This is a genomic window from Microcoleus sp. T3_B1, assembly GCF_036700445.1.
Taxonomy (GTDB): Bacteria; Cyanobacteriota; Cyanobacteriia; order Cyanobacteriales; family Microcoleaceae; genus Microcoleus.
In genome coordinates this window covers 24,892-36,268 of record NZ_JAUBOX010000081.1, presented here as the reverse complement: position 1 = coordinate 36,268, position 11,377 = coordinate 24,892, and the positions used below count along the sequence as shown (strand labels likewise).

Below are 11,377 nucleotides of genomic sequence, written 5' to 3'. Positions count from 1 at the left end.
CGACTGGTCAGTTAATTAATTCTGATATCAACGCTTCGTACAACATCCTCAGAAAAGCAATCCCAAATGCGTTCAGCTTTCTTGATAGGGAGCTGCGTAGTTGGGCCAATGCGGGTCAATCCGCTCAAAGTAAAAGTGAATGGGGAGGGACTTGAAGCCTCCCATGCCTATAAATGACTATACTTTTACCAGCTATTATCCAACATCCCCTACAAATCCGAGCTCGACCGGGGGATTGGTGCGATGCCGCAAGTTCTAATTCGGTTGAAATCGGTTGCTGTTGCGGGACGGCCTGGCCGAACGGGATTTCCCAGACGTGTCACTACTCAAAGATAATTAACTAAGAACTGATAGCTCGTGGCCGACGAATTACAGCAGGCAAACTTTTTCTAGCGGACAATAGCGGTAGAGAGCTTTCTAAGCAAGGAGGATTTTATGCGTGCAGTGCTGATGGCTGGGGGATCGGGAACGAGGCTCAGACCCCTGACGTGCGATTTGCCCAAACCGATGGTGCCGATTCTTAATCGCCCGATCGCAGAACACATTATCAATTTGCTAAAAAGGCATCAGATTACGGAAATTATTGCGACGCTGCACTACCTTCCCGATATCATGCGCGAATATTTTACTGACGGGGCAGAGTTTGGCGTTCAAATGACTTACGCTGTGGAGGAAGACCAACCGCTGGGTACGGCTGGTTGCGTCAAAAATATTGCTGAACTGCTCGATCGAACTTTTCTGGTCATCAGTGGCGACAGCATCACAGACTTCGACTTAACGGCAGCGATCAAATTTCACCGCAGCCAGCAATCCAAAGCCACGTTAATTTTAACTCGCGTTCCCAACCCGATGGAATTCGGGGTCGTGATTACCGAGGAAAATTACCGCATCAGTCGCTTTCTGGAAAAGCCTTCTAGCAGCGAAATTTTCTCCGATACTATCAATACCGGCATTTATATTTTAGAACCCGAAGTCTTGGATTACCTGCCGACACATCAGGAGTGCGACTTCTCCAAAGACTTGTTTCCCCTGCTACTGGAAAAAAACGAGCCGATGTACGGGTACATCGCCGAGGGTTACTGGTGCGATGTCGGCCAGCTAGATGTTTACCGGGAAGCTCAGTACGACGCGCTGCGGGGAAAGGTCAAACTGGATTTGAGCTACTACAACGAAGTTCGATCGGGACTTTGGGTAGGTCAGAATACTTTTATTGACGATAGCGCGATCGTCGAAGTACCGGTCATGATCGGCAACAATTGCCGAATTGGAGCCCGAGTTAAACTCGATGCAGGTACTGTGATCGGAGATAACGTGACAGTCGGGGCCGATGCCAACCTCAAACGTCCCATCGTCTGGAACGGAGCAATTGTCGGCGAAGACGCTCATCTGAGGGCCTGCGTGATTTGCCGGAGTACCCGCGTAGACAGGCGCGCTCACGTCCTAGAAGGTGCTGTCGTCGGTTCAATGTCCATCGTGGGAGAAGAAGCACAAGTGGGGCCAAGCGTGCGCGTCTGGCCGAGCAAAAATATTGAATCCGGCGCTCTGTTAAATCAAAATTTAATTTGGGGAGAACAAGCTAAGCGGAATTTGTTCGGTCAGCGTGGCGTTCAAGGACTGGCAAATGTGGATGTTACCCCGGAATTTGCAGTAAAATTGGGCGCGGCTTATGGCTCGACTTTGAAACCCGGGACTGCGGTATCGGTTTCTCGTGACCAGCGGAGCATTTCGCGGATGGTTTCGAGGTCTTTGATTGCGGGTTTGATGTCGGTGGGAATTAATGTGATCAATTTGGAATCGACGGCAATTCCGATCGCGCGCACGGTTTCGTCTACGATATCCATTGCCGGCGGCATTCACGTTCGCATTTCGCCCGATCGCTCCGACCACATTTTAATTGAATTCTTCGATATCAAAGGCATCAATATTACTAAAGGAGCTGAGAAAAAAATCGAGGGGGCTTATTTTAAGGAAGATTTGCGGCGGGCTCTAATTCCCGAAATTGGAGAGATGACGTACTTTAACCAAGCTCTTGATGTTTACAACCGCATTTTTGAGCGGCAGATGAATGTTGAGGCGATACGCTACAGCAATTCTAAGGTGGTAATCGATTACGTTTACGCGGTTTCTGGAGCAATTCTGCCCCAAATGCTCGCCAAGTTCGGCTGCGATGCGGTGGTTCTCAATGCCAGTCTCAAGCAGACTTCTCTAAGCAACGGGGAACGGGAATATTTGCTCGACCAACTTGGCCGGGTGGTGAAAGCACTCAGCGCTAATTTTGGAGTGCAGGTATCGGCTAACGGCGAACAGCTCATTTTGGTAGATGAGTCTGGGATAGCGATTCGTGGGGAAATGCTGACGGCGTTGATGGTAAATTTGATGCTGACTTCTCATCCCAAAGGTACAGTAGTAGTGCCGGTGCATGCGTCTTCTGCGGTGGAGGCGATCGCCCGACGCTATCAAAGCAAGGTAATCCGCACGAAGGCGAACCCAACTGCTTTGATGGAAGCTGCTAACAGGAACCCGAATGTGGTTTTGGGCGGCAGTGGCCTTATGGGTTTTATTTTCCCGCAGTTGCATCCCGGATTTGACGGAATGTTCTGCATTGCTAAAGTGATAGAAATGATGACGATTCAGGAGCGATCGCTCGGACAGATCAAGGCGGAACTTCCCCGCATCACCCACCGCAGTTACAGCGTCCGCTGTCCTTGGACTATCAAGGGTTCGCTGATGCGACATTTAGTAGAAACTCATTCGCCCGATCGTTTAGAATTATTAGATGGAGTGAAGATTTTTAACTACAGCGACGACAATTGGGTATTAGTTTTACCCGATGCTAGTGAACCAACCGTTCATATCTTCGCCAACAGTGAGGATCGAGATTGGGTATCTGAAACGTTGAAGGAGTACCGCGCCCTCGTTCACGATTTTGTCAGTCAAGCCGAGGCGGCGGTTCTCCAAGATAAATTTGGTCACGTGTAATCGGGAATTGGGCATTGGCCAAACAGGGCATTGGCAATGGGGAATTGGTAATGCAAAAGTAAAAAAATAAAATGCGTTATTTTAAGTTTTACCTTTTTACTTGAAAGTTCATGCCCAATTCCCAATCCCGAAGTCCCTGCGCGGGCCAATTCCCAATTCCCGATGCCCAATTCCCGATGCCCGATGCCCAATTCCCAATTACGCACAGATAACAGGTCACTAACCCCACCCTAAAAGGGATGGGGCTTGAAAGAGGGAGCAACACCCGCTTCTTAATTCAAGACTAAAACAGTGTCTAGCCTGCGTCTTCAAGACAAACTGAGCCATCTGGGAGTGGTATCCCAACTGACGTTAAGAATACCTCCCTAGTTTTTAACCGCTCGGATGTGCCAGTGGCGAAGGGAAATACAAACCTAGAAATAGGACTTACCGTAAATGTTTGTTCCAGTCTTAGATAGCGAAAACAGACCCTTAATGCCGACAACTCCAAGCAGGGCAAAGCGTTGGATTAAGTCTGGCAAGGCGACACCATTTTGGAAAAAAGGAGTGTTTTGCGTTCGACTCAACATAGAACCATCCAACACGCACCGCCAACCAATTGCAGTTGGTATCGATCCCGGATCGAAGCGAGAAGCGTTTACGGTTAAATCCAAAGCGCATACTTATCTCAACATTCAAACCCATGCTGTTGATTGGGTGAAAGACCATGTTGAGATCAGGCGAAATATGCGGCGCGCCAGGCGTTTTCGCAACACGCCATGCCGCAAAAACCGAGCCAACCGACTGGTCAACAAATATCGACTGCCTCCATCAACTAAGGCGAGGTGGCAGTGGAAATTAAGGATAGCTAAATGGCTGACTTTGATGTTCCCAATATCAACTTTCGTTGTAGAAGATATCAAAGCCCGAACCTGGAAAAACGCACGCAAGTGGAATGTATCGTTTAGTCCGCTAGGAGTAGGCAAGCAATGGTTCTATGCAGAGCTTGAGAAAATCGCTCGTGTTGAAACTAAGACGGGCAATGATACTTATGAATTACGTCAATTGAGTGAACTCCTCAAGTCAAAGCAGAAGCTATCAAACAAATTTGAGGCACACTGCGTTGATTCTTGGGTGCTAGCTAACTGGTGCGTTGGGGGGCATTTTAAACCCGATAACACTGCATTGATAGAAGTAATTCCTCTTGAGTTTCACAGACGCCAGTTACACCGATTGCAACACGCTCCGGGTCACATCCGTTCGAGGTATGGCGGCACTTTGAGTGCGGGATTCAAACGCGGTTCAATCGTCAAACACCGAAAGTATGGGTTTTGCTACGTAGGTGGCTGGCAAGAGTCGCCTACGAAGAAAGACCCAACTCGGAAAACAATTAGTTTGCACAGCTTAGGTACTGGCAAACGGTTGTGTCAAAATGCGTTGTCTGCGGATTGTAAGTTTTTGTCTTACAACTCGTGGCGCATTGCAAATTAATTGTAAAGCCGTCCTAGAAGGACGGGGTTTCACACCCATTTTTCTGATGAATAGCTGCATTTTGATGGCGGAAATAATTCAACAACCGCAACTCCGTTATACTCCTGACAATCAACTTCAAATCGCTGAGATGCTGGTGCAGTTTCCAGGCCCAAAACCTGAAGATCCGCCCGAACATTTGAAAGTGATAGGATGGGGAAATTTTGCTCAAGAAATTCACGAAAAATATCACGAGGGCGATCGCGTGATTATTGAGGGACGGCTGAGCATGAATACGATCGAAAGAGATGGTATTAAAGAAAAGCGCGCTGAACTGACAGCTCAAAGGATTTACAGTGTCGGGGCCGATGCCATGAGTTCGGCTCCCCCAGCTAGAACCGCCCCGGAACCGGCTCAAATTCGCGACAGCGCCCCGGCTAATGTGCCGAGCAATGTAGTACCTTTAGGCTCGCACAAGCGCAGTCCTAACAGCGCTCCAGGCGGCGCTAACCGCACGTCTAGTTCGGATTGGAACTCGCATCAGTCTTCAAATTCTGAGTCCGATCGCCAGTCGGGTTCGTCTAACGAAGCTGACAATCCCGATTACGATCCGATTCCATTTTAAAAATTAGGGTGCATCACTTTACAACTCGACTGTTCGATCGAAAGTGAGGCACCTTAATTTAAGAGCGATTCCCTACGGGATAGCTTCGCACGCGCGTACTTCAGGAAAAAAAGGGCGCTCCTCTTCGAGGGCTGCGCTAACAAACTTGGCCCAACTACGAGCTCTCATTGCAAATTTTACAGCTCGATCGTCACAACTTTTTTCTTGCTTTTTTCGTCGCGCAGCACGACGGTATTGTAGGGTGATGTATCCGTCCCCACCGGAATTGGCAGCTTAAAGCTGCTGCTCTTATGCTTAACTTCGCCTAAATCTATGCTTTTCGTTATATTGCCATCTGTTGCCAGATAAGCGCTAAGTTCGCCTTTATAATCTTCAATCAAAAAGTCTCTGAAGAAAAGGACTTCCCCAGGACCATCGACATCGATAGCAAGGATGACCGTACCGCTAAACGTTGCGCCTTTTTCTTCTTCATCAACCGTCGCCATTTTAATTTCCGAGGGGTCTTGACCGGACATATCTGGCATAAATTTTTTCTCCTGAGCAAAGCGCAATAATTAACAAGAAGCTTACCTGACGCTAGGGGCGATCGCAAAACTCTTAGGAGGTATTTCTGCATCGGTCTTGCTTCTCTCTAAGGTTAGAGAAGCAGGCGATGCAGAATTATACCACCAATCCTGTCAATTCTTGAATCAGTAAGGAATGAGAATTAAATAACTTCCACTCTTGAAAGTGGGATGGGCGTCCCGCCCGTCCAAAAAGGATGGGCGGGACGCCCATCCCACAATAACAATTAAAATTGTAAGTTATTTAATTCGCGATCCTAAGTACAGACCGTTAAAATGCTCTCTCTAATACCCCCAAGTCTCGCAAACACCGCAGCGTTAATTCGATTCGATATTTAGCATCCTTACTGTTGAGTTTTTAAGCGATTGGGTGGAGAATTAAGCCAGATGTTTTTGATGATTTAAGAGCGATCGCACTTCAGTCAATAAAGGGCGATCGCCCTTAAAGATTATTCTTTCCAGTAACGGGTTAAAATCCGCATTACTTCGCCTGCGATCGGGGACGGTAAAGGCGGGCTCCATTCACCAACTTCTGCAAAACCCAAAACGTGCAGCAGATTGATGAGGCTTTCGACTCCTTTGGGAATCCCGCAAATCAACAATCGGATCGGTTGCTTTCCGATGGGTGCGTCGGGAATTTCTTCGCGCAGGAGTTCGGGAACTGACTTGGGCTGTGATATCATCAGAAAAATGGGTAGAAACCCCGTCCTTTTAGGACGGCTTTACAATTGAATGGGGGGGGGAGGATTAGTCCCCCGTTAAGCTTGCTACCGCCTTGGAACTACTAAATGCCGTGTACTTTTGTGCTGTACTTTCGTCGGGACAATTGCCGGCTGACACTCTTTGTCCTGTACGCATAGCAAGTGGCGGTAAGCCCGTGTGTATATATCCCTTCGCTACTGACTATTCGTTCTTGTTACAGACTAGGGAAGCATCCAGTAACGTCGTTCGGTGTACCACCACCAGATAGTTCAGTTTGGGTTCTTGACCCGCAAGCTAGACACTGTTTTAGTCTCAGATTTAAAAGGTGGTGAGCCTTTCTCTTCTTTGCCCCATGCCTTTAGGCTGGGGTTGGTGACGAGTTTTAACTACAAAATAGTCGGATAGCGATCGCCCTTAAGTTTTCCAGGCCCAGGGGCGATCGCTTTTCCGTTTGTACATCCTCAGCATAGTTCATTTTCTGAACTTAGTCAACTGCCAACCTCAAATAATTTACCGTAGCGGTTAAATAAAGGATAGTGAAGGTTGCGGGATGGTAACATCAGCTTGCAAACTCCAGGCTATTAATTGAGCATCAACAGTGGTCATCCGTTGGAAATTGGCAGTTGTAATGGCCGAGCGTAATATCAGCAACAAAGAGTTGGCTGCTTTGGTGGGGATGCACCCAACTTCGTTTTCGAGACTCAAAACCCGCCGTCGCCTCACGAGAATTGACGAATCCACTCTCAATGCTCTGTGCAAAGCACTAAACTGCCAACCGGGCGATTTAATGGTGTATGAGGAAGACCAGCCCGATCGCACTTAAAAAACCGACTGCGGTTAGGAGTAGGGTTGACAGCGACGCACACTACACATTCGTGAAGCGAAGCTATCCCGTAGGGAATCGCACAATTTCCAGTGCAAAAACGCGAGCAAACTCAGCGACAACGATCGATCGCACTCGATCGACCTCAATTCCGGGAATAAACTGCTCTAAACTGCCAACAGGTCGATCGGGAATCCCGCAAGGTACAATTTGCCCAAAACCGGCCAGATCCGGACAAACATTTAAAGCAAAACCGTGCATCGTAATCCAGCGGCTGACTTTAATGCCGATCGCACCTACCTTGCACCCATCCACCCAAACTCCAGTCATACCGGGAACCCGCGAACCCTTCAACCCCAAAACTTCCAGCACCCCCAGCAGCACTTCCTCCAACTGTCGCAAATACCAGTGCAAATCAGGCTGGTGGCGCCGCAAATTTAAAATCGGATAGCCCACCAATTGGCCCGGACAGTGGTAAGTCACCTCGCCGCCCCGCTCAACTCGGTGCAGTTCCGGCCCAGTTTGACTTGGGTCAAATTTCAGAAATTCCAACTTCGCGCCCTGTCCCAAAGTGTAAACCGGCGGGTGTTCCAGCAAAATCAGGACATCTGGCAAATCTGGCTTGTCGCGGCGTTCTTGCACAAGTTTTTGCTGGATTTCCCAAGCTTGGGAGTAGGGAACTTGTCCCCAATCGAGGAGCAAGCAGGGTGGTGCATTTAACTGTTGAGGGATGAGAGGAGAAATCATGCAAAAAAGTCAATAGTGTTATTACGGAATATTGGCGCAGTTTAAATCAAGAATTGTCAACATATAATAAAAGATTTGGAAGATAAGTGTTTTCCAGAATACATAGTGCTACTGTATAAAATATACCCAAGTATAAAGAAGGGAGGGAGCTCTATGAAGCTTGTTATCCAGGGTAAAAATATAGAAATCACCGATGCGATTCGCGAGTACGTCAATCAAAAGGTTGAAAAGGCAGTTAGCCATTTTCAAAATTTGACTACAGAAGTGGACATACATCTATCGGTGGCTCGTAACCCCAGGATCAATCCTAAGCAGACTGCTGAGGTGACAATTTATGCTAACGGCAGCGTTATTCGGGCTGAAGAAAGCACGGAAAGCCTGTATGCCAGCATCGATTTGGTTGCCGACAAGATAGCTCGTCAACTGCGGAAATTTAAGGAAAAACGCCACGACAACAAGACCCACAGTAGTGTTAAAACGGTTACGGCAGTTGAAGAACATCCTGTAGTAGCGGATCTAATTGGCGATCGAACTCCCGAACTTCCTGCTGAGGTGGTACGGACTAAGTATTTTGCTATGCCTCCAATGACTGTGCAACAAGCTTTGGAACAATTGCAGATTATCGATCACGATTTCTATATGTTCCGTAATGCGGAAACAGACGAAATTAACGTACTCTACGAACGCAAGACTCACGGTGGCTATGGAGTTATCCAACCCCGCCACAGCAACGGTAACGGTAATAGCAAAAATGGCAAAACTGCCGAAAGCGCTACATCTGAAAAATCGAGTGTTGCAAAAAGCTAGATAATTGCTGAGTGCTAATTGTTAATGGGTGCAAGCCGTTAGCAAAAAAGGACTAAAGTTCTCACTACAAACTCCTGGTTCGTAGTAAGGACTGTAGTCCTTTCTTGGTTTTTTAGAGAATCAGGACTGAGGTGCTGACTACGAACAAGTGGTAAAATCTGTCTTTACCAGCTAGCTGTATCTGGCGACTAAATCTTTCGCTGCTTGTCGGTGTTTTTCTACCAAACTCGGCGGGGAAAGCACTTGGGCGCTATCCATATATCTTTGCACCCACAGACTGAATTCGTTCTCTGAGCGATCGGGCAAATCTATCTGATAATCAACATACAGCAGATTGCCAAAACTGTCCCTCGGCCCTTCCTTAATTTTTTGTCGCGGGTGTCGCCGCTCTCCCTCTAGACTCCTTGCGCTGCCTGGGGTGTAGAATGGAGGTGAAACTAATTGAATGGAATGTATGCGGAAGTTAGTTTTCTCAGATACAGAAATGTTTTATCGTGAGCTAAAGACAGCCTTGGAGCAAAGTGAGCAAGTTGAAGTTATTACAGACTACGAGCGATATTCAGACCTTCCAGAGAAGTTAAAAACCATTTTTGAGTTACACAAGAACAAATCGGGAGAGTGGGTAAATATAGCTACAGGCGCATTCATCCCTTATTCTGCTGGGGTTACTGCGCTTAACTACTCTGCCCTCTATATTTTTGCTCATGCAGCAGGTGCAGGTGCTATTGGATTCATAGTTGGTGGTCCTGTTGGAGCAGCAGTTGGCGCGGGTATCGGAGCCTTAGTTGGAACTGTTGCTGTTGCGACATCAAGCGGAAGGCATCATGTAGATATAGAAATTGAGGCGAATGGTAAACTCCGGCTTAAGATTAGCCCAATCCATTGAACAACGCGACACTCCCCACTCGCTGGGAAAACTAATTGAATGGGAAGTTTGTTAACTCTGGGGTCAAGTGTGATAATCTGTGTTGGTACTCCCCACTCGCTGGGGAAACTAATTGAATGGAAACTCGAACCCGCAGTGTGTCGCCGTCATGTACAGACTCCCCACTCGCTGGGGAAACTAATTGAATGGAAACGACTTCGCAGCCGAGTAATCCGCACAAACGGGACTAACTTCCCACTCGCTGGGAAAACTAATTGAATGGAAACTAAAACGCTTATCCTGGGGTGTTCCGAATACTTCTACAAACCTCCCCACTCGCTGGGGAAACTAATTGAATGGAAACGCAACCCTCCAATCAAGAGCGTTTCCGAGTGCTGCCTCCCCACTCGCTGGGGAAACTAATTGAATGGAAACTTAAAAAAGCAGCCAAGGTTTCCATCTTAACTGCTTTCAATTTTCCCATTCACTAGAAAAATACACGACTTACGCACTCATACTAAAGAAACCGGGTTTTTTACCTAATACGTGGGTTCCCACCCAGGATTTTCGTAAAAAAACCCGGTTTCTGACTTCCCCTGCATCCTGGACTAAACTAATTGAACAGAAACTCCCTACAAAAGCAAATCCTACAGCAGTACAAATCCTGTCAATATATACTTTTTTTTGACTTTTGCTACAAACATTAACATAACTCCTGGCCGGACACGGCAATGCCGTTTCCCTACCGATGAGAACCTCTAATTTCTATGGATCAATATTTTTCATAATTAGTATAATATTTTCTCCTGTCAATCTAGCATCCCCGTCTCAGTTCAATATTCTTCAATAGGCTTGAGCTAAAAAAGGGCGATTTATCAAACGATGTAAACAATAGATTGCGACTTCCGCGCCAATATCGAAGAAACCGGGTTTTTTAGCTAATCTGCTAGATACAGCAAATCATTTTCGTAAAAAACGCGGTTTCTGGCAACCCGCGCGCCATCTAACTTTTGATGGTTTCTAAAGTTTTGAGTGCTTCTGCAACGTGTGCTTTGAAGTCTAACATCGAGTCAAAAATATGCTTGACAACGCCTTCTTTGTCAATGACATAAGTTACTCTACCGGGCATAATCCACAGGGTAGCTGGAACTCCGTATAATTGCCGCACTTTGTTGCCAGTATCGCTCAGAAGTGTAAAGGGTAGCTGATATTTTGCCGAAAATTGCTGGTGCGATTGTTGCGAATCTTCGCTAATTCCTATGACTTCTGCACCTGCGTCTTTGAAGACTTCGTAGCTATCTCGAAAAGCGCAAGCTTGGGTTGTGCATCCGGGTGTGTCGTCTTTGGGGTAAAAGTAGACTATGACGTTTTTTTTACCTTTAAAATCTTTGAGGCTGACTGATGTGCCAGTTTGAGATGGTAAGGTAAAATCGGGTGCGGTGTCTCCTACTTTGACGGTCATGTTTTTTTAACTTAGTAGATGTGTTTGCGGGAAATTTTAACTTTTGTTATTGTACAGTTTTTTGTGACCAATAGTTCGCACTTGCGATCGCCCGCTGCGACAGCCTCCCATTTTTGCTTTCTCGCACTGCTAAAAAAAACCGTTTTTACCAAATCTGGATGCAGCCGACGATTCGCAGTTACGCGGATTAATTGAAGAGGCTCTTTTGAACCGCACCTCCACGGGGATTAACGAAAATTCTTATTAACAATGGGATGGGCGGGGCTGAAGCGTTACTACTGAGATGCTGCACCATTCTCAATAAGCTTTTTATGAACAGGCAAGATGCCTGTTCCACAAGAAAATTCACTCTTTG

At 46.9% G+C, this 11,377-nt stretch carries 11 protein-coding genes, 1 pseudogene and 1 CRISPR repeat array; of the genes and pseudogenes, 7 read left to right on the top strand and 5 right to left on the bottom strand.

Features of this window, described 5'->3' with window-relative positions; translation table 11 throughout:
• The 4 genes and pseudogenes from QT990_RS29190 to QT990_RS29175 all read left to right on the top strand — a co-directional run.
• A pseudogene (locus QT990_RS29190) lies at positions 1-177 on the top strand (RNA-guided endonuclease TnpB family protein); the annotation flags it as partial.
• Positions 178-435: 258 nt separating this feature from the next.
• On the top strand, positions 436-2,979 hold the full coding sequence (locus QT990_RS29185) for a mannose-1-phosphate guanyltransferase (protein WP_333466087.1): 2,544 nt from the start codon (positions 436-438) through the stop codon (positions 2,977-2,979).
• Positions 2,980-3,414: 435 nt separating this feature from the next.
• Entirely contained in the window at positions 3,415-4,449 is a 1,035-nt protein-coding gene (locus QT990_RS29180) for an RRXRR domain-containing protein (RefSeq protein ID WP_333143060.1), read from the top strand.
• A gap of 46 nt (positions 4,450-4,495) precedes the next feature.
• The gene (locus QT990_RS29175; protein ID WP_333143059.1) at positions 4,496-5,053 is read left to right on the top strand and encodes a single-stranded DNA-binding protein; all 558 of its coding nucleotides are present in this window, start codon (positions 4,496-4,498) and stop codon (positions 5,051-5,053) included.
• Positions 5,054-5,229: 176 nt separating this feature from the next.
• Here QT990_RS29175 and QT990_RS29170 read toward each other — a convergent pair whose 3' ends face one another.
• A complete protein-coding gene (locus tag QT990_RS29170) occupies positions 5,230-5,577 on the bottom strand; it encodes a hypothetical protein (protein WP_333143058.1) in 348 nt (115 codons plus the stop codon).
• A 488-nt stretch (positions 5,578-6,065) separates the two neighbouring features.
• The gene (locus tag QT990_RS29165; RefSeq protein WP_333107431.1) at positions 6,066-6,299 is read right to left on the bottom strand and encodes a hypothetical protein; all 234 of its coding nucleotides are present in this window, start codon (positions 6,297-6,299) and stop codon (positions 6,066-6,068) included.
• Positions 6,300-6,916: 617 nt separating this feature from the next.
• Here QT990_RS29165 and QT990_RS29160 point away from each other — a divergent pair.
• Positions 6,917-7,141: a helix-turn-helix domain-containing protein gene (locus QT990_RS29160; protein ID WP_333053918.1), complete on the top strand. Its 225-nt coding sequence runs from the start codon at positions 6,917-6,919 to the stop codon at positions 7,139-7,141.
• Positions 7,142-7,204: 63 nt separating this feature from the next.
• Here QT990_RS29160 and lipB read toward each other — a convergent pair whose 3' ends face one another.
• A complete protein-coding gene (gene lipB / locus QT990_RS29155) occupies positions 7,205-7,888 on the bottom strand; it encodes a lipoyl(octanoyl) transferase LipB (RefSeq protein ID WP_333466086.1) in 684 nt (227 codons plus the stop codon).
• A gap of 153 nt (positions 7,889-8,041) precedes the next feature.
• Here lipB and hpf point away from each other — a divergent pair, with 153 nt between their 5' ends.
• A complete protein-coding gene (gene hpf / locus QT990_RS29150; RefSeq protein WP_333143055.1) occupies positions 8,042-8,695 on the top strand; it encodes a ribosome hibernation-promoting factor, HPF/YfiA family in 654 nt (217 codons plus the stop codon).
• Between the two features lie 171 nt (positions 8,696-8,866).
• Here the strand turns inward: hpf and QT990_RS29145 are convergent, their stop codons facing one another.
• On the bottom strand, positions 8,867-9,001 hold the full coding sequence (locus tag QT990_RS29145; protein WP_333466085.1) for a hypothetical protein: 135 nt from the start codon (positions 8,999-9,001) through the stop codon (positions 8,867-8,869).
• A gap of 148 nt (positions 9,002-9,149) precedes the next feature.
• On the opposite strand from QT990_RS29145, the gene QT990_RS29140 reads away from it, so the two are divergent.
• Entirely contained in the window at positions 9,150-9,581 is a 432-nt protein-coding gene (locus tag QT990_RS29140) for a hypothetical protein (RefSeq protein WP_333466084.1), read from the top strand.
• Between the two features lie 10 nt (positions 9,582-9,591).
• Positions 9,592-9,995: a CRISPR direct-repeat array (repeat unit 37 nt; unit sequence ACTCCCCACTCGCTGGGGAAACTAATTGAATGGAAAC).
• A 568-nt stretch (positions 9,996-10,563) separates the two neighbouring features.
• On the opposite strand, the gene QT990_RS29130 is transcribed toward QT990_RS29140, so the two are convergent.
• Complete coding sequence (locus QT990_RS29130; protein WP_333148412.1) at positions 10,564-11,022, bottom strand: peroxiredoxin; 459 nt, start codon at positions 11,020-11,022, stop codon at positions 10,564-10,566.
• Between the last annotated feature and the right edge of the window lie 355 nt (positions 11,023-11,377).